At 68.3% G+C, this 24420-nt stretch carries 25 protein-coding genes; 6 read left to right on the plus strand and 19 right to left on the minus strand.

Annotated elements, in window-relative coordinates:
* Positions 1–98: 98 nt before the first annotated feature.
* The 6 genes from MXC99_RS12995 to mltG all read right to left on the minus strand — a co-directional run bounded on the left by MXC99_RS12995 (position 99) and on the right by mltG (position 4790).
* Positions 99–755: an ankyrin repeat domain-containing protein gene (locus tag MXC99_RS12995; RefSeq protein ID WP_247725858.1), complete on the minus strand. Its 657-nt coding sequence runs from the start codon at positions 753–755 to the stop codon at positions 99–101.
* Between the two features lie 46 nt (positions 756–801).
* Positions 802–1608: a TatD family hydrolase gene (locus MXC99_RS13000; RefSeq protein WP_247725859.1), complete on the minus strand. Its 807-nt coding sequence runs from the start codon at positions 1606–1608 to the stop codon at positions 802–804.
* 71 nt (positions 1609–1679) lie between these two features.
* Positions 1680–2042 (minus strand): PilZ domain-containing protein, encoded by a 363-nt coding sequence (locus MXC99_RS13005; RefSeq protein ID WP_247725860.1) that lies wholly within the window; start codon positions 2040–2042, stop codon positions 1680–1682.
* On the minus strand, positions 2039–3088 hold the full coding sequence (gene holB, locus MXC99_RS13010) for a DNA polymerase III subunit delta' (protein WP_247725861.1): 1050 nt from the start codon (positions 3086–3088) through the stop codon (positions 2039–2041). Before holB ends, MXC99_RS13005 begins: the two co-directional genes overlap by 4 nt.
* Positions 3085–3789 carry a dTMP kinase gene (gene tmk, locus MXC99_RS13015; protein ID WP_247725862.1) on the minus strand — a complete coding sequence of 235 codons (705 nt, stop codon included), beginning with the start codon at positions 3787–3789 and terminating at the stop codon, positions 3085–3087. The genes holB and tmk overlap by 4 nt, the downstream gene beginning before the upstream one ends.
* Entirely contained in the window at positions 3786–4790 is a 1005-nt protein-coding gene (gene mltG / locus MXC99_RS13020) for an endolytic transglycosylase MltG (RefSeq protein WP_247725863.1), read from the minus strand. The genes tmk and mltG overlap by 4 nt, the downstream gene beginning before the upstream one ends.
* Before the next feature lie 241 nt (positions 4791–5031).
* On the opposite strand from mltG, the gene MXC99_RS13025 reads away from it, so the two are divergent.
* Both MXC99_RS13025 and MXC99_RS13030 read left to right on the plus strand, forming a co-directional pair.
* The gene (locus tag MXC99_RS13025; RefSeq protein WP_247725864.1) at positions 5032–6063 is read left to right on the plus strand and encodes a YgfZ/GcvT domain-containing protein; all 1032 of its coding nucleotides are present in this window, start codon (positions 5032–5034) and stop codon (positions 6061–6063) included.
* A gap of 18 nt (positions 6064–6081) precedes the next feature.
* A complete protein-coding gene (locus MXC99_RS13030) occupies positions 6082–6879 on the plus strand; it encodes an NRDE family protein (protein ID WP_247725865.1) in 798 nt (265 codons plus the stop codon).
* On the opposite strand, the gene MXC99_RS13035 is transcribed toward MXC99_RS13030, so the two are convergent.
* The 3 genes from MXC99_RS13035 to MXC99_RS13045 form a co-directional block, all read right to left on the minus strand.
* The gene (locus MXC99_RS13035) at positions 6869–7348 is read right to left on the minus strand and encodes a L,D-transpeptidase (protein ID WP_247725866.1); all 480 of its coding nucleotides are present in this window, start codon (positions 7346–7348) and stop codon (positions 6869–6871) included. The genes MXC99_RS13030 and MXC99_RS13035 overlap by 11 nt on opposite strands.
* A gap of 84 nt (positions 7349–7432) precedes the next feature.
* Positions 7433–7897, minus strand: a complete 465-nt coding sequence (tadA, locus tag MXC99_RS13040) for a tRNA adenosine(34) deaminase TadA (RefSeq protein WP_075148582.1) — start codon at positions 7895–7897, stop codon at positions 7433–7435.
* 156 nt (positions 7898–8053) lie between these two features.
* On the minus strand, positions 8054–9004 hold the full coding sequence (locus MXC99_RS13045) for an alpha/beta hydrolase (protein WP_247725867.1): 951 nt from the start codon (positions 9002–9004) through the stop codon (positions 8054–8056).
* Positions 9005–9226: 222 nt separating this feature from the next.
* Here MXC99_RS13045 and MXC99_RS13050 point away from each other — a divergent pair, with 222 nt between their 5' ends.
* The 3 genes from MXC99_RS13050 (at position 9227) to MXC99_RS13060 (ending at position 11572) form a co-directional block, all read left to right on the plus strand.
* Positions 9227–9805 (plus strand): RcnB family protein, encoded by a 579-nt coding sequence (locus tag MXC99_RS13050; RefSeq protein ID WP_247725868.1) that lies wholly within the window; start codon positions 9227–9229, stop codon positions 9803–9805.
* Between the two features lie 181 nt (positions 9806–9986).
* Positions 9987–11327 (plus strand): glutathione-disulfide reductase, encoded by a 1341-nt coding sequence (gene gorA / locus MXC99_RS13055; RefSeq protein WP_247725869.1) that lies wholly within the window; start codon positions 9987–9989, stop codon positions 11325–11327.
* A gap of 35 nt (positions 11328–11362) precedes the next feature.
* Positions 11363–11572 carry a hypothetical protein gene (locus MXC99_RS13060; protein ID WP_247725870.1) on the plus strand — a complete coding sequence of 70 codons (210 nt, stop codon included), beginning with the start codon at positions 11363–11365 and terminating at the stop codon, positions 11570–11572.
* On the opposite strand, the gene MXC99_RS13065 is transcribed toward MXC99_RS13060, so the two are convergent.
* The gene (locus MXC99_RS13065; protein WP_247725871.1) at positions 11569–11904 is read right to left on the minus strand and encodes a DUF2249 domain-containing protein; all 336 of its coding nucleotides are present in this window, start codon (positions 11902–11904) and stop codon (positions 11569–11571) included. The two genes, MXC99_RS13060 and MXC99_RS13065, sit on opposite strands and share 4 nt — an antisense overlap.
* Before the next feature lie 278 nt (positions 11905–12182).
* Between MXC99_RS13065 and MXC99_RS13070 the strand changes: the two genes are divergently transcribed.
* Complete coding sequence (locus tag MXC99_RS13070; protein ID WP_247725872.1) at positions 12183–12689, plus strand: phasin family protein; 507 nt, start codon at positions 12183–12185, stop codon at positions 12687–12689.
* A gap of 119 nt (positions 12690–12808) precedes the next feature.
* Here the strand turns inward: MXC99_RS13070 and moaE are convergent, their stop codons facing one another.
* The 9 genes from moaE to MXC99_RS13115 form a co-directional block, all read right to left on the minus strand.
* A complete protein-coding gene (gene moaE, locus MXC99_RS13075; protein ID WP_247725873.1) occupies positions 12809–13375 on the minus strand; it encodes a molybdopterin synthase catalytic subunit MoaE in 567 nt (188 codons plus the stop codon).
* A gap of 3 nt (positions 13376–13378) precedes the next feature.
* Positions 13379–13639: a molybdopterin converting factor subunit 1 gene (gene moaD, locus MXC99_RS13080; protein WP_247725874.1), complete on the minus strand. Its 261-nt coding sequence runs from the start codon at positions 13637–13639 to the stop codon at positions 13379–13381.
* 42 nt (positions 13640–13681) lie between these two features.
* Positions 13682–14887 carry a molybdopterin molybdotransferase MoeA gene (locus MXC99_RS13085; RefSeq protein ID WP_247725875.1) on the minus strand — a complete coding sequence of 402 codons (1206 nt, stop codon included), beginning with the start codon at positions 14885–14887 and terminating at the stop codon, positions 13682–13684.
* Positions 14884–15378, minus strand: a complete 495-nt coding sequence (mobB, locus tag MXC99_RS13090; protein ID WP_107220663.1) for a molybdopterin-guanine dinucleotide biosynthesis protein B — start codon at positions 15376–15378, stop codon at positions 14884–14886. Before mobB ends, MXC99_RS13085 begins: the two co-directional genes overlap by 4 nt.
* Positions 15379–15435: 57 nt before the next feature.
* The gene (locus MXC99_RS13095; protein ID WP_247725876.1) at positions 15436–17394 is read right to left on the minus strand and encodes an ATP-dependent DNA helicase; all 1959 of its coding nucleotides are present in this window, start codon (positions 17392–17394) and stop codon (positions 15436–15438) included.
* 111 nt (positions 17395–17505) lie between these two features.
* Entirely contained in the window at positions 17506–18618 is a 1113-nt protein-coding gene (gene zapE / locus MXC99_RS13100; protein ID WP_247725877.1) for a cell division protein ZapE, read from the minus strand.
* A gap of 179 nt (positions 18619–18797) precedes the next feature.
* Entirely contained in the window at positions 18798–20228 is a 1431-nt protein-coding gene (lpdA, locus tag MXC99_RS13105) for a dihydrolipoyl dehydrogenase (RefSeq protein WP_247725878.1), read from the minus strand.
* Positions 20229–20303: 75 nt separating this feature from the next.
* The gene (gene odhB / locus MXC99_RS13110) at positions 20304–21485 is read right to left on the minus strand and encodes a 2-oxoglutarate dehydrogenase complex dihydrolipoyllysine-residue succinyltransferase (protein WP_247725879.1); all 1182 of its coding nucleotides are present in this window, start codon (positions 21483–21485) and stop codon (positions 20304–20306) included.
* A gap of 24 nt (positions 21486–21509) precedes the next feature.
* On the minus strand, positions 21510–24359 hold the full coding sequence (locus MXC99_RS13115) for a 2-oxoglutarate dehydrogenase E1 component (RefSeq protein WP_247725880.1): 2850 nt from the start codon (positions 24357–24359) through the stop codon (positions 21510–21512).
* Positions 24360–24420: the final 61 nt, after the last annotated feature.

A 24420-nucleotide genomic window follows, 5' to 3' on the forward strand; every position in this document is an offset into this window, starting at 1 on the left:
AAACAGGCTCGCGCCTGCGCGCCCTGGGGGCCAGCGCAGCGACCGCCTCGTTCGAAACGGTCTTGCGCGCCCGCCGGTGGCAGGGCCGGCCGCCGCCCCTACTCGATCCTGAGCCGCAGTGCCGGCGCGGGCAGGCCGCGGCGCTGACGCTCGGCGCGGATCAGCGCGGCGATGTCGGTGTTGCCTTGCCGTTCGGCCCAGACGTCGGCCGACAGGCCGGTATCGGTGAGCGCGTTGAGCTCGGTCTGCGGCAACGCCAGCAGCCGGCGGACGACACCGATATGGCCGTTGCGCGCCGCCAGTGACAGCGCGGTGGCTTGGTTGGGCGCCGGGGCGTTGACTTCGGCCCCGGCGGCGACGAGCGCATCGACGAGGGCCTCGCGCCCTTCGAAGGCGGCATAGTGCAGCGGCGCCCAGCCCTCGTGATTGACCTTCGCGCCGGCCTGCAGCAGGGCGCGCGCGACGTCGTCGTGGCCGCGGAGCACGGCCAGCATCAGCGCCGAATCCCCGGCGAGGTTGCGGTAATCGATCCGCACCCGCCGCGCCAGCAAAGTATCGACGGCAGCACGCTGCCCTTCGCGGGCGGCGAGGATCAGCAAGGTGTTGCCCTGGGCATCGACGGTGTCGGGGTCGATGCCGCGATCGAGCAGGCTGGCGAGGGCGCGCGCATCACCGAGGCGGGCCGCCGCCAGAGCGTCGTCGTAGCTCCCGGCGTGCGCCCCCCCGGCCGCAAGGCCGAGGACGACGAGCGTCACCAGCGCCGCGCGGCGCACGCCGGCGACGGCTAGGAAAGCCCCGGGATCAGACGCCCTGCAGGGCGGAAGCGGGGCCGGAGTGAAAACCTTGAGCATGGCGGAAGAGACGGTAGAAGTTGTCGGTGGTGGCCTGTTCGATGCGTTCGAGGGGCTCGCCGCGCAGGCGGGCAAGTTCCTCGGCGACATGCACGACCCAGCCGGGTTCGTTGGTCTTGCCGCGATGCGGCACCGGAGCGAGATAAGGGGCGTCGGTCTCGATCAGCAGGCGCTCGAGCGGGACGATCTTCGCCACCTCCTTCAGTTCTTTGGCATTGCGGAAAGTGACGATACCCGAAAACGAGATGTAGAAGCCGAGCGCCAGCGCGGCCTCGGCCACTTCCCGGCTCTCGGTGAAGCAGTGCATGACGCCGCCGGCCTCGGCGGCGTGTTCTTCCCGCATCAGGCGCAGGGTGTCTTCGGCGGCGCTGCGGGTGTGGATGATCAACGGCTTGGCGGCGGCGCGGGCGGCGCGGATGTGGGTGCGAAAACGCGCCCGCTGCCACTGCGGTGCGTCCTGGTGCCAGTGGTAGTCGAGCCCGGTCTCGCCGATCGCCACCACCCTGGGATGGGCGGCGAGCGCACACAGGCGCTCGACGGTCGGCTCCTCGCAGTCGGCGTTGTCGGGGTGCACCCCGACCGAGGCCCACAGCCGGGGATGGCGCTCGGCCAGTCCGCGCACGCGCGGGAAATCCTCCAGCTTGACGCCGACGCACAACGCGGCGCCGACGCGGTTGGCGGCCATGGTGGCGAGGATCTCGTCCTCGCGGCAGGCGAGATCGGGAAAATCGAGGTGGCAGTGTGAATCGACGTACATCATGTATCCGTTTGCATGGCGAAAAACCAGGATCGGGCGGACCGGAGCGGACCCCGCCCCCGGCTGCGACATCACAGCGTATGCGTGGGCCGGCTCGAGCCGAGGTGCCCGGCGAGGATCTGCTCGATGCGCCCGCGCACCACCTTGCCCGCATCGTCGTCGGAAAAATGCACGCCAACGCCCTGGGTGCGCCCGCCCTGGGCGCCATAGGGGGTGATCCACACCACCGTACCGGCGACCGGGTGGCGCGCCGGGTCGTCGATCAGCTGCAACAGCATGAAGATTTCGGCGCCGAGCCTGTAGGTCTTCGGGGTGGGCACGAAAATGCCGCCGTTTTTCAGGAACGGCATGTACGCAGCATAAAGCGCGGACTTCGAGCTGATATTGATCGAGAGCACGCCGGGGCGTGCAGCGGCGGGAGCGGTTTCACTCATCGACGGGATCCGGCGACAGCGCGGGCGTAGCGCATCAACATGTCTTCAAGCACCAGGCGCAGGCTCAAGGGGTGGCGGGAGACCTTGTGGATCTGCGCCAGCTCATTGTAGCAGGCGCTCGCGGCGGCAACGCTGCTGCGCCCGGCAAGCGCGGCGAGCACCGCCTCCTGCGCCGGGAAGAAGCGCACCCGCCCGCCCAGGCGCAACGCCGCCAGGTCGCTGACCCAGCGCTGCATCCAGCCGCTCAGCTCGGGCAGGCCGAAACCGGCGCCCTGCGCTTCCTTCGACTTCAGCCACGCCTCCCACTGCCCGGCCAACTGCAGCACCCCGCTCGCCTGCACGTTCCCCAGGTCGCGGACGAAGCGGGCCAAGAAGGCCGCCCCCCCGGCCCGGGCGAGCCGCTCGGCGGCCAGCGGCATGCCGCCCCCCAGGGCCAGCAAGGCGCGCGCATCGGGCTCGGCCTGCGCCCTCCAGCGCGCCAGCCCGGCTTCGTCCGGGCGCCCGAACGGCCACTGCTGGCAGCGGCTGCGAATCGTCGGCAGCAGGCGCCGCGGCGCCGAGGACACGAGCAGGAAGACGCAGCCCGCAGGCGGCTCTTCGAGAAGCTTGAGCAGCGCATTGGCGGTGAATGGGTTCATTGCCTCGGCCGGCTCGAGCACCACCACCCGGCGCGCGCTGTGGTGGCCGGTCATATTCAGTGCCGCCTGCAGTTCGCGGATCTGCTCGATCACGATCTGGGCGGAAGCGGTCTTGCCGCCGGCCTCGCGCGCGGCGGCCTCGCTCCCTTCGGCCTCGGCCGCCTCGGCGGCCGGCGCCACGCGATGCAGATCCGGGTGGTTGCCGGCGACCCGCCACTGGCAGGGGCCGCAGCGGCCGCAGGCATGGCCGTCGGCCTGCGGCGCGTCGCACAGCAGGCGCGCGGCGAGCGCTTCGGCCAGTTCGCGCTTGCCCAGCCCGGCGGCGCCGATGAAGAGCAGCGCATGCGGCAGGCGCGCGCCGAGTTCGACGAGGCGGGTCCAGGCGGGCTGCAGCCAGGGATGGATCATGGGAAGAAACGCTCGCCCAGCAGGCGCTCGATCTCGGTACGGATGACGTCCGGCGTACGGTCGGCGTCGATCACGCAGATGCGCTGCGGCGCCAACCGTGCGCGCTCGAGATAGGCCTCGCGCACGCGGACGAAGAAATCGCGCTGCTCGCGCTCGAAACGGTCGGGATCGGCGCCGCTGGCGGCGACCCGCGCCGCGGCGATCTCCGGCACGAGATCGAACACCAGGGTGAGATCGGGCTGCAGTCCGGGGTGGACCCAGGCTTCGAGAGCCTCGAACTTGTCCCGCGCCAGTCCGCGCCCGCCGACCTGGTAGGCGAAAGTGGCATCCGAGAAGCGGTCGCACACCACCCAGCAGCCGGCAGCAAGCGCCGGCCCGATACGCGCGGCGAGGTGCTCGCGGCGAGCGGCGAACATCAGCATGGCTTCCGTTTCGAGGTGCATCGGTTCGTGCAGCAGCAGCTCGCGCAGGCGCTCGCCGAGCACCGTGCCGCCGGGTTCGCGGGTCTGCTCGACGACGATCCCGCGCGCGCGCAGCAGCGCCACAGTGGCGGCGATCTGGCTGCTCTTGCCGGCACCGTCGATGCCTTCGAAGGTGATGAAGCGCCCGCGCGGGACGGCGGCGCCGGCAAGCGGCGCCAGCGCATCTCCGGGCCTCGGCTCCGGGGGCGTGGCCGGGGGGCGCGGCGGCATCATGCTCATGGTTTCGCTCCGTTGCGAATGAACCGGTTCACCGCACGGTTGTGCTCGTCGAGGCTGCGTGAAAACTCACTGCTGCCATCGCCGCGGGCGACGAAATAGAGAAAATCGCTCTTTTCCGGACGCATCGCGGCACGCAGCGCCGCTTCTCCGGGAATCGCGATCGGTGTCGGCGGCAGGCCGGCGCGGGTGTAGGTGTTCCACGGGTGGTCGGCATCCATGTGCGCCCGGCGCAGGCGGCCGTCGAATTCGGCTCCGAGGCCGTAGATCACCGTAGGGTCGGTCTGCAAGCGCATGCCGATGCGCAGGCGGTTGGCGAACACCGACGCGATCAGGGGCCGGTCTTCGGGGCGCCCGGTTTCCTTTTCGACGATCGAGGCAAGGATCAGCAGTTCGTAGGGCGAAGACAGCGGCAGCGCGGAATCGCGTTCGTCCCACAGGCGTGCGAGCCGGGCCTGCATCGCCCGGTAGGCGCGCTGCAGCACTTCGAGCGCGCTCGAGCGCTTGTCGAACAGATAGGTATCGGGGAAGAAGAGGCCTTCGAGGTGACGCTCCTGCGCGCCGATGCGGGCGAGGATCTCCGCCTCCGTCAGCCCCGCGCTGTCCGGCTCCAGGTCGGGATGGTTCTCCAGCGCCTGACGCACCTGGCGGAAAGTCCAGCCTTCGACCAGCAGCAACTCGCCCTGCGAGACATCTCCGTTCGACAGTTTCAGGATCAGCTGCCACGGCGTGATCCCGGCATGCACCTCGTAGCTGCCGGCCTTGATCTTGTTCGCCCGGCCGCTGGCGCGCGCGAGCAAGGTCAACAGGCGCGCATCGACGCCGACTCCGGCGCGCTCGATCAGCGTCGCCGCCTGGCGCATGCCGATCCCGCGCGGCACGGTGAAATCGACCCTGTCGGCCTGCAGCGACAACGGGCGATGGGCATACCACCCGCCGCCGGCGGCAAGCACCGCGGCGAGCGCGAGGAGCAAGACAAAAACACGGAAAGCGAAGCGCATCATCGAAATTCGTTGTGGCGAAGGCCCCTGCCGGCGAAAACCCCTACCGGCGAAAATCCCTGCTGCCCGCAGGGACGACCGCCATGCGGCGGGCGCTTATAATACTGCATTGCACGGCCGCTACCGACGGCGCCACGCCCTGCCTCCTCCGGGACCGGGCCCACCCCGCCCGTCAAGCGGATTCCGAACGGCCCTGCGCGCCGTTTCCCGACCAACGCCAGCCCGAACTGCCGACACGCCAACCATGACAGCCTGGACCGAACACCTCGCCCGCCTGGGTGCCACCCTGGGTGAGCACACCGTGACTTTCGCCGAACCGGCAACCGAAGCGCACGCTGCCAGCACAGCGACCATCGCCGTGCCGCTGCTGCATCTGGGCCTGATCCGCGCGGCAGGCCCGGATTCCGCGGCCTTCCTGCACAACCTGGTGTCCAACGAAGTCAACAAGCTGGAGCCCGATGCCGCCGCCTGGAACAGTTTCAATTCGCCCAAGGGGCGGATGATCGCCAGCTTCCTGATGTGGCCCGAAGCCGAAGGCCACGTCCTGGCGCTGTCGGCCGACATCCTGCCCGCCTTCCTGAAAAAGCTGTCGATGTACGTGCTGCGCAGCAAGGTCAAGCTCTCCAACGCCGGCACCGAGCTGGCGCTGGTCGGCCTCGCCGGCCCCGCTGCCGCGACCATCCTGCAGGCGGCCGGCATCCCCCTGCCGACGGCCGACATGAAACAGGCGGTCGATGAGGCCGGCGTGCGCTGCATCCGCCTCGGCGCGCAATGCTTCGTCGTCGCGGCGCCGGCCGAAGGCGCCGGTCCCCTGTTCGACGCCCTGCTCGCCGCGGGCGCGATCAAGGCCGGCACCGCCGCCTGGCAGCTCGTCATGGTCCGCGCCGGGCTGCCTCTGGTCACCGCGCCGACGCAGGAGGAATTCGTCGCCCAGATGCTCAACTACGAACTCATCGGCGGAGTCAGCTTCAACAAGGGCTGCTACCCGGGGCAGGAAATCGTCGCCCGCACCCAGTACCTGGGCAAGCTCAAGAAGCGCATGTACCGCGTGGCGATCGCCGCCGGCATCGATGCGGCGCCGGGAATGGATCTCTACGCTCCCGATTTCGGCGAACAGTCCGCCGGCAAGCTGGTGAATGTGGCGCCCGCCCCCGACGGCGGCCTCGAAGCCCTCGCCGTCCTTCAGAGCAGCAGCGCCGAAGCCGGCGAGATCCGTCTCGGCGCCCCCGCCGGCCCCGCGCTGCAGCTGCTGGTGCTGCCCTACGCCCTGTCCTGAGAGGGTGCAGCCGAGCCGATGTGCCTGATCGTCTTCGCCTGGCGCACCCACGCCGCGTATCCGTTGGTGGTCGCGGCCAATCGCGACGAGTACTTCGAGCGCCCGGCGGCGCCGGCACACTGGTGGACCGACGCCCCCGAGCTGCTCGCCGGACGCGACCTCGAAGCAGGCGGGACGTGGATGGGGCTGACGCGCAACGGCCGCTTCGCCGCCCTGACCAACTACCGCGACCCCAGCCGCCGCGTCAGCGGCGCACCCTCGCGCGGCGCCTTGGTGCGCCAGGCGCTGGAAGACGGCCGCGACGCGGCGGCGAGCCTGCATGCCTTCGCCGCCGAGCGCGCCCGCTACGCCGCCTTCAACCTGCTGCTGAGCGACGGCCGGGCCTTGGGCGTGCTCGAAAGCACCACCGGCGTGGTGCATCTCCTCGAGCCCGGGGTGTACGGCCTGTCCAACCACCTCGTCGATAGCCCCTGGCCGAAGCTGGTGAAGGCGCGCGCCGGCCTCGCCCAGCGGCTAGGCGCCTTCACGCCGGCCGCCGACGAGCCACGCCCCATCACCGAAGAGGCGCTGTTCGACGCGCTGCTCGCGCTGCTGCGCGACCCCACCCCCGCGCCCGACCCCCATCTGCCCGACACCGGCATCAGCCTCGAATGGGAGCGCTGGCTCTCTCCCGCCTTCATCCGCGCGCCGGGCTACGGCACGCGCTGCAGCAGCGTGGTGCTGTTCGGCAGCGACGGCCGGGTCCGCTTGCGCGAGTGGAGCTGGGACCCGCACGGCGAGTTGCGCAGTGAAGTGACGCACGGCTTCACTCGCTGATCTCCACCACCGTACCGACCGCGACCAGCTCGAACAGCTCGATGAGGTCGCGGTTGCGCATGCGCACGCAGCCGTGCGAGCGCGGCTCGCCCATCGGCTGGTCGTCGCCGGTGCCGTGGATGTAGATGTAGCGCCGCATCGAATCGACCGTGCCGCCGCGGTTGCGTCCCGGCTCCTCGCCGCACAGCCAGAGGATGCGGCTGAGAATCCAGTCGCGCCCCGGATGGCGCGCGGCGAAGGCCGGCGTCCACACCTCGCCGGTCCTGCGCCGGCCGCGGAACACCGCCCCCGCTGGCGCACCGGCGCCGATCCGGGCGCGGATGCGGTGGCGGCCGCACGGCGTGCATTCGCTGCCCATTTCCTCCCCCGCCCCCTTCGCTGCGGTCGACACCGGGTAGCGGCGAATGCAGGCGCCATCGTCGCCGTACAGCGACAGGCGCTGCGCGCCGATTTCGATCCGGATGTGCATGCCGTCCTCGTTCACGCCGCTCCTGGCGCGCACCGGGCCGACGCGCCAGGCCGCGAATGCAATGGGCGCAGGAGTGGCCGCACGCTAGGCCACCAGCGTGCGGCCACGGCGGGCGGCAAAGAAGCCCGACAGCAGGCGCGCGCATTCGTCGGCGAGCAGCCCGCCCTCGATGCGGGCATGGTGGTTCAGGCGCGCCTCGGCGAAAAGGTCGAGCACGCTGCCCGCAACCCCGGTCTTGGGGTCGCGGGCGCCGAACACCACGCGGGCGAGGCGCGCGTGCATGATCGCGCCGCTGCACATCGCGCACGGCTCGAGCGTCACGTACAGCGTGGCGCCGGGCAGGCGGTAGTTGCCCAGGCGCGCGCCGGCATCCCGCAGCGCCATCACTTCGGCATGGGCGGTGGGGTCGTGGCGGCCGATCGGCTGGTTGAAGCCGCGCCCGACGATCTCGCCGTCGAGCACCACCACCGCGCCCACCGGCACTTCGTCGCAGGCCCCGGCCTGGCGCGCCTGCTCGAGCGCGGCACGCATGTAGTCTTCATCGTTCATCACAAGGTCTTGTCCGTGGCCAGCCCGCCGCGCCGCACGCAGCCGACGGCAGGCGGAATCGATAAGCCGGATTCTAACGGAGCGACCCGCGCCGCGTGCCGGCCACGTTGACGCTGCGCTGCCCCGCTCGCCACCGTCGAGCGCGCCCGCGCGCGCTCAGGCCAGCGCGCGCAGGTGGCGGCGCAGACCGGCCGCGGCCCGTTGCACCGCCTCTCCGGCTTCGGGAAACAGCTTGCCGAGGGTGATGAAGCCGTGGACCATGCCCGCCGTTTCGACGAAGTCCACCCCCCCTCCCTCGGCATTCACCCGCGCGGCGAACGCCGCGCAGTCGTCGATCAGGGGATCGAACTCGGCCCCGATCAGCAGCATCGGCGGCAGCCCGGCGAGCGAAGACGCCCGCATCGGCGACGCCCGCCAATCCTCGCTGTTGCCTTGCGGCAGATAGCGCTCGAAAAACCAACGCAGGCTTTCACGATCGAGGAAGAAGCCCTCGGCATAGCGCGCGCGCGACGCGCGCGTGCTGACGATCTCGGTGCTCGGGTAGATCAGCAGCAGGAAGCGGGGCTGCAGCCCGCCGGCCTCGCGCCGGGCAAGTGCGGTGACGATCGCCAGATTGCCCCCCGCGCTGTCGCCGCCAAGCGCGATGCGCCCAGCGTCGATGCCGAGCGTTTCGGCGTGCCCGGCGACCCAGTCGAAGGCGAGGCGCGCATCGTCGACCGCCGCCGGGAACGGGTGCTCGGGGGCGAGCCGATAGTCCACCGACAGTACCGCACAGGCCGAAGCATTGGCCAGTTCCCGGCACAGCGCGTCGTAGCTCGGCACATCGCCCACACACCACCCTCCACCATGGAAGTAGACTAGCACCGGCAGGCGCTCGGCCGGACAGCTCGAGCGCGGCCGGTACAGGCGCGCGAGCAAGACGCTGCCGTCGGGCCGGCGGATCGGTACCTCGACCGTCGATGCCACCGCGGGTGCGTCCGCACGGAAGGCGAACTGCAGCTTTTCGAAGGAGCGCCGGGCCTGGGCCACGGACAGTTCATGGAAACGCGGGGCACCGACACGGTAGATCATGTCGAGGAGGGATCGGGCTGCGGGAGTGAGCGGCATGGAATGGCAGAAATTTCGCGGTGGCACATCGGGCAGAGGCTGGATTCTAGCGGTTGGGCCGGCCTTCCGGAGTAAAGCGGGGCGCCCCCGAAGACCGACGCCGGTTCCGCTCTCGCCGTTGTCACGGTGACAAGTGGTAAGCGAGCGCTGCACCCCGGGCCGTTTCCACTACACTGGCGTCGGATGCACGACGCATGCATTGAACCACTCGGGAGAATGGACATGACGGCACCTCGTGTGAAAACCCGCCCCAAACTCTTCACCACGCTCGCGCTGGCCCTGAGCGGCGCCTTGCTGGCAACGCCGGCCGCGGCGGAAAAACCCGACTGGGCGGGCGGTGGCAAACCCGAACGCACGCAGGCGCACCCCGCCGAGCGCGGCAAGGCGGAAAGCCCGAACCGCAATCAGGTGCAGCGCGACAAAGCCGGAGCGGGCGAGCGCGGGCGTCGCGACGACAGCGACGAGCAACACACCTCCATTCAGGTCAGCACCTATTTCACCGACTCCCATCGGGAGGCGGTGCGCACGTACTATAGCGAGCACTTCCACGCCGGGCGCTGCCCGCCCGGGTTGGCGAAGAAACATAACGGCTGCATGCCGCCCGGATTGGCCAAGCAGTGGCGCATCGGCCGTCCGCTGCCGCGCGACGTGGTGTACTACGATCCGCCCTACGACATCATGGTCCAGCTCGGCGTACCGCCCGAAGGGCACCGCTTCGTGCGCGTGGCCGCGGACATCCTGCTGGTCGCGGTCGGCACCGGCATGGTGGTCGACGCCCTTGAGGATCTGAACCGGATGTAGGCGCCGGCCGCCCACAGCACGCACTGCGGCGGGCGCAAAGGCCGGGGCGCGATCGCCGATCGGCCGCAGCGGGCAACGCAAGCGCTTACCGGCGAGAGTCTCGGCGGCCACCACCTCCGGCTTGACCGATTCATGCCTGGTGCACAGGGACAATCCGAGCAATACCAGAACGGAGCGAATGATGGAGCATTACGACTACATCGCCATCGGCGGTGGCAGTGGCGGCGTGGCAACGGCACGCCGTGCGGCCGAATACGGCGCACGGGTGCTGCTGGTCGAAGGCGCGCGCCTCGGCGGCACCTGCGTCAATGTGGGCTGCGTCCCGAAAAAGATTATGTGGTATGCGTCGGGAATCGCCCAGGCGATGCGCGATGCGCCCGGCTACGGCTTCAGCGCAGTCGCCGGCACCGTCGACTGGGCCAGCCTGAAGGCGCGCCGCGACGCCTACATCGCCCGCCTCAACGGCATTTACGCCGGCATGCTGGACAAGGCCGGCGTCGACATGGTGCACGGGTTCGCCCGCTTCGTCGAACCCCATGTGATCGAAGTCGACGGGCGGCGCTTCACCGCCCGGCATATCGTCATCGCCACCGGTGGAAGGCCGGTGATCCCCGACCTTCCAGGGGCGGAACTGGGCATCGACTCCGATGGCTTCTTCGCCCTCGACCATCAGCCGCGGCGCGTGGCGGTGGTCGGGGCGGGCTACATCGCGGTGGAACTGGCGGGCGTACTCAACGGCCTCGGCAGCGAAGTCACCATGCTGGTGCGCGGCCCCGGGCTACTGCGCGGCTTCGATACCATGGTGCGTACGGAACTGAAGGCGCAAATGGAGGAAGACGGAGTCGCGCTGCGCTTCGGCACGAAAGTGCGCGCCCTGTCCCGCCCGGCCGGCGGTGCCCTGTCCGTCGAATGCGACGATGGCAGCATCCTGGAAGTCGATGCCCTGATCTGGGCCACCGGGCGCCGCGCCAACACCGCCGACCTGAACCTGGAGGCGGCCGGGGTCGATGCCGAAGCCGGCGGCGTGATCGCCACCGATGATTTTCAGAACACCGCGGTCGAGGGGATCTACGCCATCGGCGACATCACCGGCCGCGCCGAACTCACGCCGGTAGCGATCGCCGCCGGGCGCAAGCTCGCCGCCCGCCTGTTCCGCAGCCAGGCCGACAGCCGCCTCGACTACAGCGACATTCCGACCGTGGTTTTCAGCCACCCGCCGATCGGCACCGTGGGACTGACCGAGGACGAAGCCCGCGAGCGCTTCGACAACGTCGAGGTGTTCTCGACCCGCTTCACCGCGATGGCCCACGCGCTCACCGAACATCGGCCGAAAACGGCGATGAAGCTGATCTGCACCGGCCAGGATCTGCGCGTCGTCGGCATCCACGTAATCGGCGACGGCGCCGACGAAATGCTGCAGGGCTTTGCCGTGGCGCTCAAGATGGGCGCCACCAAGGCCGACTTCGACAACACCGTCGCCATTCACCCCACCAGCGCGGAAGAGTTCGTCACGCTGCGATGATGATCGAACCACCCGGACCTGCAGGAGCAACGCCGATGCCCATGACCTACGAGCGATACCTGGACGAAGTCGCCACGCTGCTCTACGAGCGCTACGAGCAAAGCGAAAAAGCGGCCATCCAGCTGGTGATGGCCGCCCAGGCGGACGATTTTTTCAGCGCGCACGACGACGATCCGTCAATGTGCACGCTGGAGCGCGCGCAGGCCGACGCCCGCGCGGTGTTCCGCAGCTACGGCAAAGCTTAGCCGCCCGAGCAGCCGCAGCCCTGGCCGCTCGTGCCGCCACTGCAGCTTCCGGCCGTGCCGGCAGCGGCGGGCGCCCCTGCCGTCGCCGGAGCGCCGAGCTGGATGGTGAAGTCGATGACAATGTTGCCCGGCTCGCGCGCGACATAGCTGATCCCGACCTGGTTGCCATAACGCTGCTGGATCTGGCCGAGCAGCGGCAGCGGGTCATGGTCGTTGACGAAGCGCATCACTTCGCCATCTTCGAGCGACTCGAGGGCACCGAAAATGGCCGCATGACGGAAACGCTTGGCGACACCGCGCGCATCGAAGGGGTGGACATCGTTCTGGGACATGGCGAATTCTTCCATCGGATAGGGGTACCGGACTTGACATGCGGCCGGACTCGCAGCGGGGAAAATGGTAATGCAGGCACGGCGGAAGGTGCCTTGAGGAAAAACAAGAAACCCGGCCCGGGCCCGACCGCCCGCAGCGGGCGCCTGTGATATTGTTGTCATCGGGGAACGGGGAAAATGCGGTCGGATCGAGCACGCTCGGCCGGACATGCGGGCATGCGAAGAACCCCCTCCTGCGATCCCCGGACGATCCTTTTTTGCGCGAGTGGAGAACCTTTATGGCCAGCAAGCAAGAGCAGTTCAACGAACTTCAGCGAAAAAATCTCGAAACCGCGATGCGTCTGGCGCAACTTTCGATCGAAAACTCCCAGCGCATCATGGAAATCCAGGTGGCGATGGCGAAAAGCCTGTTCGAGGAAGGCGTCGAAAGCGCAAAGGCGCTGTCGTCCGCCAACGATCCGAAAGGCATCATGGATCTGCGCACCCACTACGCGCAAAGCACCACGGAAAAGATGCTTTCCTGCGCACGGGAAATCGCCGAGATCACCGCCCGCACGCAAAGCGAGTTCGGCAAGCTGGTGGGAGAACAACTCAGCACCGGTTCCCAGGACATGTTCGAAGCGATGCAGAAGATGTTCAAGGGCATGCCGATCGCCGACCAGAATGCGCTGAGCGCGCTTCAGAACGCGATGGACACCACCCGTGCCGCATTCGAGCAGATCACTCGAGCATCGACTGAAGCCTTCCGCAGCGCAGCCCCGCAAGACAGCAAAGGCCGCAAGTAAGCGTCCCCGCCGGGGACCGGAGACGAGCCGGACAGCGCCTGCGGGCGCCGCCCGGCTCGGTTCGTAGTCCACCACCAGCGAGCGCGATCCGCCCTGCCCGGCTCAGCGCCGTTGTTCGCTCAGCGCCGTTGTTCAATTTCGTCCCAGACTTCCTCGACCCGCATTTTTTCGCCCTTGCAGGCGTCCTCTGCAGGAAGGGCGGCGGCGCCACCCGCGTCGTCCGCCTCCACCCAGCGTGCGGCAGCGGAGTCGTCGCTATCGCGCGCATCGACCCAGCGCGCCCCGCTCGGCGTTTCCTCCCGCTTCCAGAACGGCGCCTGCGTTTTCAGGTAGTCCATGATGAATTCGCAGGCAGCGAAGGCCTCGCCGCGGTGGGCGCCGGCGACGCCGACGAAGACGATGCGGTCGGCCGGCTCGAGGCGGCCGTAGCGATGGATCACGCGCACCCCGAGCAGCGACCAGCGCTGCCGCGCGGCGGCGACGATGTCCTCGAGGGCACGCTCAGTCATGCCGGGATAATGTTCCAGCGTCATCGCCGAAACGCCGCTGCCGTCGTTGGCGTCGCGCACCAGGCCGACGAAGCTCGCCACCGCACCGATGTCGCGGCGGGCCGCGCCGAGGCGTTCGATCTCGTCGCCGATGTCGAAATCGGCTTCCTGAACGCTTACTTCATTGCCCACATCCATGCTTCAACCCCCGGTTACCGGCGGGAAAAACGCCACCTCGTCGCCTGCCGCGAGCGGTGCGTCAGCCCCCACTATGCGCTGGTTGACCGCCGCACGCACATTGCGTCCGGCCGCCAGGGCCTGCCAGGCCTCGCCGCGGGCGGCCAGATGGGCACGCAGCGCACCGACCGAACCCACGCCTTCGGGCAGGGCGAACTCCTCGCCCGACTGCCCGACGGCTTCGCGCAGGCTGGCGAAATACAGGATCTTCACGTTCGTCGTCATGCTTGTCTCTCGTTCGCGGGGGGCGGCCCGCCTGGATCGGTTTCAGTGCAACAACTCGCCGTAGGGCAGGAAGCGCACCTGCTCGCCGCGCTCGATCACGGTGCCGGCCGGGATATCGACCAGCCCGGTTGCCCACACGGTGGAGTGGAGCGCCGCCGAGCCCTGGTTGGCGAAGACTTCCACTTCGCCCCGGGCGTTGATGCGCGCACGCAGGAATTCGCGCCGGCGGTCCGGCTTCGGCCAGTCGAAATCGGCGCGCAGCGTCAGTGCCACCGGATCGGTCTCGCCCACCCCCTGGGTGGCGAGCAGGAACGGCCGCACCAGCATCACGAAGGTGACGAAACTCGATACCGGGTTCCCCGGCAGGCCGATGAAGGCGGCCCCGTGCACCCGGCCATAGGCGAGCGGCTTGCCCGGTTTCATCGCGATCTTCCACATGTCGAGGCTGCCCTCGGCCTCGACCGCGGGCTTGACGTGGTCTTCCTCGCCGACCGAAACGCCGCCGCTGGTGAGGATCAGGTCGTGGCCCTCGGCCGCCCGGCGCAACACGTCGCGGGTGGCGTCGAGACGGTCGGGGACGATGCCGAAGTCCTCCACTTCACAGCCGAGCGCGACGAGCAGGCCGCGCAGCATGAAGCGGTTGGAATTGTAGATGCCGCCCGGCGGCAACGGCTCGCCCGGCATCACCAGCTCGGAGCCGGTGGAGAACATCGCCACCTTCACCCGCCGATACACCGGCAGCTGCGCCAACCCCACCGAAGCGGCCAGCGCCACCGCCTGCGGACTCAGGCGCAGGCCTGCGGGCAGCAGCTCGTCACCGGCGGCGATATCCTCGCCCATGCGGCGCACCGCCTCGCCGAGGCGGGGGACGGCGTTGACGACGACGTGCTCGCCATCGTGCTCGCACAGCTCCTGCATCACCACCGTGTCGGCCCCCGGCGGCAGCGGCGCGCCGGTGAAGATGCGCGCGGCGGTGCCCGGCACCAGCTCGTGGCCGACGCTGCCGGCCGGAATGCGCTGGCTCACCGCCAGCCGGGTGCCGGCGGCGGGGACGTCGACGGCGCGCAGGGCGTAGCCGTCCATGCCCGAGTTGTCCATCGGCGGCAGGTTGATCGCGGAGCGCTGCGTCGCCGCGAGCACCCGGCCGGCAGCGAACAGGGAGTCGACATGGTCGATCTCGCGCACCGGCCGGGCAAAACCGAGCAAGCGGCCGCGGGCTTCATCGAAGGAGAGCATGTTGCCGTTCATTGGTCTTTCAGGTAGTCGAGGATGAAATCGGCCACCGCCACCGCGTCGTTCAACGCCAGGCGCGGCAGTGGACAATCGATGTCGGCATCGGTAGCAACCGCCACCACATGCGGGTTTTCCGGCCACAGCGGCGGCTTGCCGTGCTCGGGGCGGTGGATCTCGATCTTGGGCACGGTCGCAGCCTTATAACCTTCGATCAGGACCAGGTCGCAGGGTTCGAGCAGGCGTAACTGCTCGTCCAGGGTCGGCTCCGGGTCGCCGCGCAGCTCGTGCATCAGGACCCAGCGGTCGTTCGACAGCATCAGCACCTGGGTGGCGCCGGCCGCGCGATGGCGCCAGGAGTCCTTGCCCGGCTTGTCGAGGTCGAAGCCATGGTGGGCATGCTTGATCACCGACACGCGCAGGCCGCGGGCGGTGAATTCGGGAATCAGCTTTTCCACCAGGGTGGTCTTGCCGGAGCCGGACCAGCCGGCGAAACCAAAGACTTTCATCGAAATGCCGCGCGCGGAATCGGGTTGAGCGATCCGAGAGGATACAACAGAGCGCGCTCAACCGCCCTGCTTCGGCGCCGGCAGCGCTTCGAGAAAGGCCACCGCCTCGGCTTCGACGCGGGTCCGCCGCATCGGCGGCAGGCTGCGCCAGACTACCTTGCCATAGGACTTGTCGATCATCCGCGGGTCGCAGATGCACAGCACGCCGCGGTCGCGCTCGGTGCGGATCAGGCGCCCGGCGCCCTGCTTCATGCTGATCACGGTGCGCGGCAGCTGGTGATGAATGAACGGGCTCAGACCCTGCTTCTGCATGTGCTCGACCCGCGCCGCGAGCACCGGGTCGTCGGGCGGAGCGAACGGCAGCTTGTCGATGACCACCAGCGACAGCGCATCGCCCGGCACGTCCACCCCTTCCCAGAAACTCTGGCTCGCCACCAGCACGGCGTTGCCCAGGCGGCGGAAGCGCTCGAGCAGCTCGGTGCGCGAGCCTTCCCCCTGCAGCAGCACCGGCAGCGCGTCGCCCGCCTGCGCGAGGCCGTCGACGATCAACTCGTGGATGCGGCGCATCGCCCGCAGCGAGGTGCACAGCACGAAGGCCCGGCCGTGCGCGGCGCGGATCAGGGGCAGCGCGACCCGGGCGACGCGTTCGCTGTAGTCGGGCGAATTCGGCTCCGGCATGCCGGCCGGCGCATACAGCAGCGCCTGCTCGGCGTAATCGAAAGGACTGCCCCAGACCATCGTCAGCGGCGGCGGCTCCAGCCAGGCGAGGCCGAGCTCACGGCAGTAGTGACCGAACTCCCTGCCCACGGCGAGCGTCGCCGAGGTGAAGATCCAGGCCCGGGGCTGAGCTTCGAGCTGGCGCTTGAACACGTCCGAAACGTGCAGCGGCGTGGCGTTGAGGGCGAGCGACTGAGAGAACACTTCGACCCACCGGATCAGCTCCTTTTCCGCCGGGTTGCGCCAGCGCGCCAGGCGCTCGCCCAGCTCGGTGCTGCGCCGCAGGCAGTTGGCCAGGCCCTCGGAACGCTCGGCCTGGGTCTCGAGCACGGCATGGAACGCCGCCAACGCCCGCTCCAGCGCCTCGAGCTGGGCGGCGAAGCCGTCCTTTTCCGCCGCCTGCGCCGCCGCCAGCCGCGCCGGCTCGCTGCCGAACACCAGGCGCAGGTCGCGCGCGGCCTTCTCCAGCTTGCGCGACTCGTCGATCATCGCCACGCAGTCGCGCGCCGCGGCCACCGTCTCCGAGCGGGTGTCGCGTGCCAGCTCCAGCACCTGGGCGGTGGAAGTGCTGTCGCCGAAGAACAGGCTGGCGGTTTCCGGCAACTGGTGGGCTTCGTCGAAAATCACCGCGTTGCATGCCGGCAGCAGCTCGCCCATGCCTTCGTCGCGCAGCATCACGTCGGCGAAGAACAGGTGGTGATTGACCACCACCACATCGGCCTCCATCGCCTGGCGTCGCGCCTGCAGCACGAAGCAGTCCTTGACCTGCGGGCAGTCCTGGCCGAGGCAGTTGTCGCGCGTGGAGGTGGCGGCGATCCAGGCCGCGGAGTCCTCGCGCACATCGGTGCATTCGGCCTTGTCGCCGCTCTGCGTGTGCTGGGCGAAGCGGCCGATGGCGCGCAGATCGGCGGCGTCCTGGGCGCTGAGGAAGCGGCCGTCGCGGGCGTTGCGCTCGAGGTGGTAGGGGCAGACGTAGTTCGCCCTGCCCTTGAGCAGCGCGATCGACACCGGCACCTTGAGCGCCGCGCGCACCGTCGGCAGGTCGCGGTTGAAGAGCTGGTCCTGCAGGGTCTTGGTGCCGGTGGAGAGGATCACCTTGCCACCGGCGAGCAGCGCCGGCACCAGATAGGCGAAGGTCTTGCCGGTACCGGTGCCGGCCTCGGCGACGAGGACGCGGTTGTCGCGCAGGGCCTCGGCGATCTTCTGCGCCATCTCGACCTGCTGCGGCCGGGCGCGGAAACCCGGGATGGCCGCGGCGAGGGGGCCGTCGGGGGCGAAGATCGAGGAAGGGTCGGACATCGGAGCGGGCCGCGCGGACAACGGGAAAGGCTGGGATTCTACGCCGGCGCACGCCCTCCCGGAATGCCGCGAATTATTCCATAGGAATCAAAAGGGGGATTGCGGCCGGTCTCACTCGGTCCGGTGCGGTTCGGCGAGGTAGTCGCGCGTGCGCATCTCGATCAGGCGGCTGACGGTGCGGACGAACTCGTGGGCGTTGTGGCCTTCGGTGTACAGCTCGTAGGCCGGGACGTCGGCGCTCATGATCAGCTTGACGCGGTGATCGTAGAGGACGTCGATCAACCAGGTGAAGCGGCGCGCTTCCGAGGCGTTGCCGGCGAGCATCTTCGGTACGTCCGAGAGGATCAGAGTGTGATGTTCGCGGGCGATCTCCAGATAATCGTTCTGCGATCGCGCGCCCTTGCACAGGGTATCGAAATCGAACCAGATCACGCCCGGCGCCCGGCGCAGCACCGGCAGCGGGCGCTCGAGCACGACGATGGCACCGCCCTCGCCTGCGCTGCCGGCCAGGCGCAGGAAGTCGTCTTCCAGCTTGCGCTCGGCCGCGGCGTCGTGCGGCACGAGGTAGATTTCCAGCGCTTCCAGAGTGCGCAGGCGGTAATCGGTGCCGTGATCGACCTCGAACACGTCGAAGCGCTGCTTGATGAATTCGATCGTCGGCAGGAAGTTCACCCGCATCAGGCCGTTGGGGTAGAGCCCGTCCGGCGGGTAATTGGACGTCATGACGAAGATCACCCCGCGGGCGAACAAGGCTTCCAGCAGCCGCCCGAGGATCATCGCATCGGCGATGTCGGAGACGTGGAACTCGTCGAAGCACAGCAGCCGGGTGGCAGCGGCAATGCGATCGGCCGCTTTCTGCAGCGGGTCAGGCTCGTGGTTGTGCTGGCGCAGATCGTTCTGCACTTCCTGCATGAAGGCATGGAAATGCACCCGGCGCTTGCGCTGGTACGGCACCGCATCGTAGAAGCAGTCCATCAGGAAGCTCTTGCCGCGACCGACGCCACCCCAGAAATATACGCTGCGCGGCAGCGCCGGGCGGGCGAACATCTTGCGCAGCTTGCCGCGCCGCGCCGCCTTGAAGCCGAGGAGTTCGGCATACAGCTTCTGCAGCCGGATCGCGGCCGCCCGTTGCGCCGGATCGGCGGTGTAGCCGCGGGTCTGGAGCTCGGCCTCGTAGGCATCGAGCATGCCGTGCTCGGCCACGTTGAGAATACGGTGGGGCATGGTGGACAGTTCTTGAATACCTGGATTGGCACTTCGGTGCGCACGCGCGGCGCGCACGACGCCGGTTACGTCAGCGGAACAGAATTCGGCAAGCCGCCACGGAGGCAGCGGAAGCAAAAAAAAAAGGGCGAGCGGCGAGAAGGCCCTCGCGCTCACCCCCCTTTCACTTCACGGCGCGCTCAGAAATGCAGCGGGCGCTTGTCGCAGGCGAGCGCAGCCTCGTGCACCACTTCCGACAGCGTCGGATGGGCATGGCAGATGCGCGCCAGGTCTTCCGCGCAGCCGGCGAATTCCATCGCCACCACGGCTTCGGAAATCAGCTCCGAAGCGTTGGCGCCGATGATGTGCACGCCGAGTATGCGATCGGTGCTGGCATCGGCCAGCATCTTGACGAAGCCGGTCGGATCGCCCGTACCGAGCGCACGGCCGTTGGCCATGAACGGGATCTTGCCGACGCGGTAGGCGACGCCTTCGGCCTTGAGCTGCTGCTCGCTCCTGCCGACCCAGGCGATTTCCGGCGAAGTGTAGATCACGCCCGGCACCAGTTCGAGGTTGCAGTGCCCGGCCTGGCCGGCGATCAGCTCGGCGACCATCACCCCCTCTTCCATCGCCTTGTGCGCCAGCATCGGCCCGCGCACGACGTCGCCGACGGCATACACGTTGGGCAGATTCGTCCGGCAGTGGCCATCGACGACGATCTGGCCGCGCTCGTTGACGCCGAGCCCGACGGCGGCGGCATTGAGGCCGTCGGTATTGGGCACGCGCCCGACCGAGACGATCAGGCGGTCGCATTCGAGGGTGGCCGGGTTGCCGTCCTTGTCGGTGTAGGCCAGGGAGACGCCCTTCTTGCCGACCTTGGTCTCGCCGATCTTGACGCCGGTCTGGATGTTCAGGCCCTGCTTGGTGAACACCTTGAGCGCTTCCTTGGCGACATCCACATCGGCGAAAGGCATGAATTCGGGCAAGGCTTCGAGCACCGTCACTTCCGAACCGAGGCGGCGCCACACCGAACCCATCTCGAGGCCGATCACGCCGGCACCGATCACCCCCAGGCGCTTCGGCACCGCATCGAAATCGAGCGCGCCGACGTTGTCGCAGACGATCTTGTTATCGACCGCGATGCCGGGCAAATGACGCGGGCTGGAGCCGGTGGCGACGATGACGTGCCGGGCCTCGACCGTTTCATTGCCGACGCGGACGGTGTAGCCGCCGGGACCGGCGCTCTCGAAGCTGCCGTGGCCGGCGAGGAAGGCGACCTTGTTCTTCTTGAACAGGCCCTTGATGCCCTGGGTCAGCTGGTCGACGACCTTGTTCTTGCGCGCGATCATCGTCGGCACGTCGATGCCGACCTTGCCACCGAACTTGATGCCCTGGCCTTCGAAGGAATGCTCGGCTTCCTCGAACAAGTGCGAAGTGTGCAGCAGCGCTTTGGAAGGGATGCAACCCACGTTGAGGCAGGTGCCGCCCAGGCGCGGCTCGCCTTTGGGGTCGGCATAGGGGTTGGATTCGGCGCACGCGGTCTTGAAGCCGAGTTGCGCGGCACGGATTGCAGCGACGTAACCGCCGGGGCCGCCGCCGATGACGAGTACGTCGAATTGCTTGTCAGCCATCATTCACTCCGGAAAAAGGGGCAACGCGGACGTGCTGCGGGCCGAGGCCCGCGGCGCGCCCGCGCGGCATCGCGGTCAGACGTCGAGGATCAGGCGGGCCGGATCTTCCAGCGCTTCCTTCATCGTCACCAGGCCGAGCACCGCCTCGCGGCCGTCGATGATGCGGTGATCGTAGGACATCGCCAGGTAGTTGATCGGGCGGATGACGATCTGGCCGTTCTCGACCACCGGACGGTCCTTGGTGGCGTGGATGCCGAGAATCGCCGACTGCGGCGGGTTGATGATCGGCGTCGACAGCATCGAGCCGAACACGCCGCCGTTGGAGATCGAGAAGGTGCCGCCGGAGAGCTCTTCGAGCGACAGCTTGCCGTCCTTAGCCTTCTGCCCGAACTCGGCGATCTTCTTCTCGATGTCGGCGATCGACATCTGGTCGGCGTCGCGCAGGATCGGCACCACCAGGCCGCGCGGCGAACCGACGGCGATGCCGATGTCGATGTAGCCGTGATAGACGATGTCGTTGCCGTCGACCGAGGCGTTGAGGATCGGGAATTTCTTCAGCGCCGCAACCGCGGCCTTGACGAAAAAGCCCATGAAGCCCAGGCGCACGCCGTGGGCCTTCTCGAACTTGTCGCCGTACTGCTTGCGCAGGGCCATCACCGGCGCCATGTTCACTTCGTTGAACGTGGTCAGGATGGCGTTCTCGTTCTTCGACTGGATCAGGCGCTCGGCGATGCGCGCACGCAGGCGGGTCATCGGCACGCGCTCTTCCGGGCGCTCGCCGGCGGCCAGCGTCAGCGCGGCCGGCGCCGCGGCGGGCTTCGGCTGGGCGGCGACGGCGTCTTCCTTGGTGACGCGGCCGCCACGGCCGGTGCCGGCGACATCGGCGGCGGCGATGCCTTTCTCGTCGAGGATCTTGCGCGCGGCCGGGCTGGCCGCGCCGGCGGCGGCGGGCGCAGCGGGCGCGGCCGGCGGCGGCGTCACCGCCTGGACCGGAGCGGCAGCGCCGGCGGCGGCCTTGGCTTCGGTGTCGATCTGGGCGATCAGCTCGCCCGAGCTGACGGTGTCGCCATCTTGCTTGATGATCTTCACCAGCACGCCGTCGGCCGGGGCCGGCGTCTCGAGCACGACCTTGTCGGTCTCGATGTCGATCAGGTTCTCGTCGCGCGAGACGGCATCGCCTTCCTTCTTGTGCCAGGAAACCAGCGTGGCTTCGGACACGGATTCGGACAGCTGCGGTACTTTGACTTCGATCAGCATGGTTTTCTCTCCCGGGAGGTCTTCTTAGTTGGGGGACTGCGGCGTCGTATCCTGGATGGGACCGAAAGCGTTTTCGATCACGGCCTTTTGCTGCTGGTTGTGCTTGGCGTAGTAGCCGACCGCCGGCGAGGCCGCCGCCGGGCGGCTGACGAGCAGCAGGCGGCGCTTGGTGCCGAGCACGTTGACCAGGTGCTGGCGCGAAGCCAGCCAGTACCAGGCGCCCTGGTTGCGGGGCTCTTCTTGGCACCACACGATTTCCCTGGCGTTCGGGAACTGCTCGATCGCCGCCGCGAACGCCTTCGCCGGGAAGGGATAGAGCTGCTCGATGCGGACCAGCGCGGTGTCCTTGATGTTGTGCTCGCGGCGGTGGGCGAGCAGCTCGTAGTAGATCTTGCCCTGGCACAGCACGACACGCTTGACCTTCTTCGGATCGAGGGCCTCGATTTCCGGAATCACGGTCTGGAAACCACCGTTGGCGAGCTCGTCGATCGACGAGATCGCTTCCTTGTGGCGCAGCAGCGACTTCGGCGTGATGATGATCAGCGGCTTGCGCACCTTGCGGATCATCTGCCGGCGCAGCAGGTGGAAGATCTGCGCCGGCGTGGTCGGCACGCAGATCTGCCAGTTGTGCTCCGCGGCGTTGTTCATGTACCGCTCGAGGCGGGCCGAGGAGTGCTCCGGGCCCTGGCCTTCATAGCCGTGCGGCAGCATCAGCGTCAGGCCGCACAGGCGGCCCCACTTGGCCTCACCCGAGCAGATGAACTGGTCGAGCACGACCTGGGCGCCATTGACGAAGTCGCCGAACTGCGCTTCCCACACCACCAGCTCATTGGGCTCGGTCGTGGCGTAGCCGTATTCGAAGGCGAGCACGCCCTCTTCCGAGAGCACCGAGTCGTAGCACTGGAAGCGCGCCTGGCCGTCCTGGATGTGCTCCAGCGGCTTGTAGATGCCCTCGTCCCAGCGCTCGCGCTTCTGGTCGTGGAGCACGGCGTGGCGGTGGAAGAAAGTGCCGCGGCCGACGTCCTCGCCGGAGATGCGCACACCGTAGCCCTGGGCCACCAGGCTGGCATAGGCGAGGTTTTCGCCCATGCCCCAGTCGAGCGGAAGTTCCCCGCGGCCCATCGCGGCGCGGTCATCGATGATCTTCTTGACCCGCGAATGGAGCGAGAAGCCTTCGGGCAGCGCGGCCAGGCGCTCGGCCAGGCGCTTGATTTCCTGCACCGGGATCGCGGTCTCGGCGGCATCGGTGTAGGGCTGCTTGAGGTAGGACGACCAGTCCACCGCGAACTGGCGGTTGTGCCCGGACAGCACCGGGTTGTAGAGCAGCTCGCCCTTGTCGAGATGCTCGCGGTATTCGGCGATCATCTTCGCCGGCTCGTCCACCTGCAGCGAGCCTTCGGCCACCAGACGATCGGCGTAGTGCTTGCGGGTGCCCGGATGCTTCTGGATGCTGCGGTACATCAGGGGCTGGGTCACCATCGGCTCGTCCTGCTCGTTGTGGCCGAGCTTGCGGAAACAGATGATGTCGATCACCACGTCCTTCTTGAACTCCTGGCGGAATTCGGTGGCGAGCGCGGTGATGAAGGCCACCGCCTCCGGGTCGTCGCCATTGACGTGGAAGATCGGCGCCTCGACCATCTTGAAGATGTCGGTGCAGTACAGCGAGGAGCGGTAGTCGCGCGGATCGGACGTGGTGAAACCGATCTGGTTGTTGACCACGATGTGCACGGTGCCACCGGTGCCGTAGCCGCGGGTCTGGGAGAAGTTCAGCATCTCCTGGTTCACGCCCTGGCCGGCAACGGCGGAGTCGCCGTGGATCAGCACCGGCAGCACCTGGCGCTTGTCGGCGTCGCCGCGGCGCAGCTGGCGCGCATACACTGAGCCTTCGACCACCGGGTTGATGATCTCGAGGTGCGAGGGGTTGAACGCCAGGGTCAGGTGCATCGGCCCGCCCGGAGTCATGACGTCGCTGGAGAAGCCCATGTGGTACTTGACGTCACCGGCGCTCAGATCGGCTGCGGCCTTGCCCTCGAACTCGGAGAACAGCATCGACGGCGACTTGCCCAGGGTGTTGACGAGCACGTTGAGGCGGCCGCGGTGTGCCATCCCGATCACGGTCTCGGCCACGCCGAGGCTGCCGGCGACGCGGATGATCTCGTCCATCGCAACGATGGTCGACTCGCCGCCTTCGAGCGAGAAACGCTTCTGGCCGACGTACTTGGTGTGCAGGTAGCGCTCGAGGGTTTCGGCCGCGGTGGTGCGCTCGAGGATGCGCTTCTTCATCTCGAGCGAGAACTTCGGCGTCGCGCGCACGCTCTCGAGACGGCTCTGGATCCAGCGCTTCTGGGCGATGTCGGAGATGTACATGTACTCCGAACCAATCGAGCCGCAGTAGGTCTGGCGCAGGGCTTCGAGGATCTCGCGCAGGCTGGCGTGCTCGGTCGAAAAGCCGTGGAAGGAGCCGACGTTGAAGCTCTTCGACAGGTCGGCCTCGGTGAAGCCGTAATACGACGGCTCGAGCTCGGCGATCTGCGGGCGCTCGGTGCGCTTGAGCGGGTCGAGCTGCGCCCAGCGGTTGCCGAGAAAGCGGTAGGCGTTGATCAGCTGCAGCACGGAAACCTGCTGCTTGTCCTCGCCTTCGGCGACCACGGTGCGCACCGGGCCGCGCCTGGCCATCTGTTCGAAGGCGGCGATGATCGGCCCGTGGGCGACGTCGCGCGCGCCCGCTCCGGCCTGGCTCTGCAGCCGGTCGAAGTAGGTGCGCCACTCTTCGGAAACCGAAGCGGGGTCGGCGAGGTAGTTTTCGTACTGCTCTTCGATGAACGGCGCATTGGCACCGAACAAGTGCGAAGTCTGCTCGAGTTGCTTCATCATGATGTGTGACACCTATGGTGTTCTAATTGCCCTGTACGGGTGACGGGGATTTTTGCACTAC

It is taken from the genome of Thauera aromatica (assembly GCF_023093595.1).
Lineage (GTDB): Bacteria > Pseudomonadota > Gammaproteobacteria > Burkholderiales > Rhodocyclaceae > Thauera > Thauera aromatica_A.

Coding starts and splice junctions, on each gene's coding strand:
- MXC99_RS13000 (WP_247725859.1), bottom strand. CDS start 1,608: ATGTACGTCGATTCACACTGCCACCTCGATTTTCCCGATCTCGCCTGC.
- MXC99_RS13005 (WP_247725860.1), bottom strand. CDS start 2,042: ATGAGTGAAACCGCTCCCGCCGCTGCACGCCCCGGCGTGCTCTCGATC.
- holB (WP_247725861.1), bottom strand. CDS start 3,088: ATGATCCATCCCTGGCTGCAGCCCGCCTGGACCCGCCTCGTCGAACTC.
- tmk (WP_247725862.1), bottom strand. CDS start 3,789: ATGAGCATGATGCCGCCGCGCCCCCCGGCCACGCCCCCGGAGCCGAGG.
- mltG (WP_247725863.1), bottom strand. CDS start 4,790: ATGATGCGCTTCGCTTTCCGTGTTTTTGTCTTGCTCCTCGCGCTCGCC.
- MXC99_RS13025 (WP_247725864.1), top strand. CDS start 5,032: ATGACAGCCTGGACCGAACACCTCGCCCGCCTGGGTGCCACCCTGGGT.
- MXC99_RS13030 (WP_247725865.1), top strand. CDS start 6,082: ATGTGCCTGATCGTCTTCGCCTGGCGCACCCACGCCGCGTATCCGTTG.
- MXC99_RS13035 (WP_247725866.1), bottom strand. CDS start 7,348: ATGCACATCCGGATCGAAATCGGCGCGCAGCGCCTGTCGCTGTACGGC.
- tadA (WP_075148582.1), bottom strand. CDS start 7,897: ATGAACGATGAAGACTACATGCGTGCCGCGCTCGAGCAGGCGCGCCAG.
- MXC99_RS13045 (WP_247725867.1), bottom strand. CDS start 9,004: ATGCCGCTCACTCCCGCAGCCCGATCCCTCCTCGACATGATCTACCGT.
- MXC99_RS13050 (WP_247725868.1), top strand. CDS start 9,227: ATGACGGCACCTCGTGTGAAAACCCGCCCCAAACTCTTCACCACGCTC.
- gorA (WP_247725869.1), top strand. CDS start 9,987: ATGGAGCATTACGACTACATCGCCATCGGCGGTGGCAGTGGCGGCGTG.
- MXC99_RS13060 (WP_247725870.1), top strand. CDS start 11,363: ATGCCCATGACCTACGAGCGATACCTGGACGAAGTCGCCACGCTGCTC.
- MXC99_RS13065 (WP_247725871.1), bottom strand. CDS start 11,904: ATGTCCCAGAACGATGTCCACCCCTTCGATGCGCGCGGTGTCGCCAAG.
- MXC99_RS13070 (WP_247725872.1), top strand. CDS start 12,183: ATGGCCAGCAAGCAAGAGCAGTTCAACGAACTTCAGCGAAAAAATCTC.
- moaE (WP_247725873.1), bottom strand. CDS start 13,375: ATGGATGTGGGCAATGAAGTAAGCGTTCAGGAAGCCGATTTCGACATC.
- moaD (WP_247725874.1), bottom strand. CDS start 13,639: ATGACGACGAACGTGAAGATCCTGTATTTCGCCAGCCTGCGCGAAGCC.
- MXC99_RS13085 (WP_247725875.1), bottom strand. CDS start 14,887: ATGAACGGCAACATGCTCTCCTTCGATGAAGCCCGCGGCCGCTTGCTC.
- mobB (WP_107220663.1), bottom strand. CDS start 15,378: ATGAAAGTCTTTGGTTTCGCCGGCTGGTCCGGCTCCGGCAAGACCACC.
- MXC99_RS13095 (WP_247725876.1), bottom strand. CDS start 17,394: ATGTCCGACCCTTCCTCGATCTTCGCCCCCGACGGCCCCCTCGCCGCG.
- zapE (WP_247725877.1), bottom strand. CDS start 18,618: ATGCCCCACCGTATTCTCAACGTGGCCGAGCACGGCATGCTCGATGCC.
- lpdA (WP_247725878.1), bottom strand. CDS start 20,228: ATGGCTGACAAGCAATTCGACGTACTCGTCATCGGCGGCGGCCCCGGC.
- odhB (WP_247725879.1), bottom strand. CDS start 21,485: ATGCTGATCGAAGTCAAAGTACCGCAGCTGTCCGAATCCGTGTCCGAA.
- MXC99_RS13115 (WP_247725880.1), bottom strand. CDS start 24,359: ATGATGAAGCAACTCGAGCAGACTTCGCACTTGTTCGGTGCCAATGCG.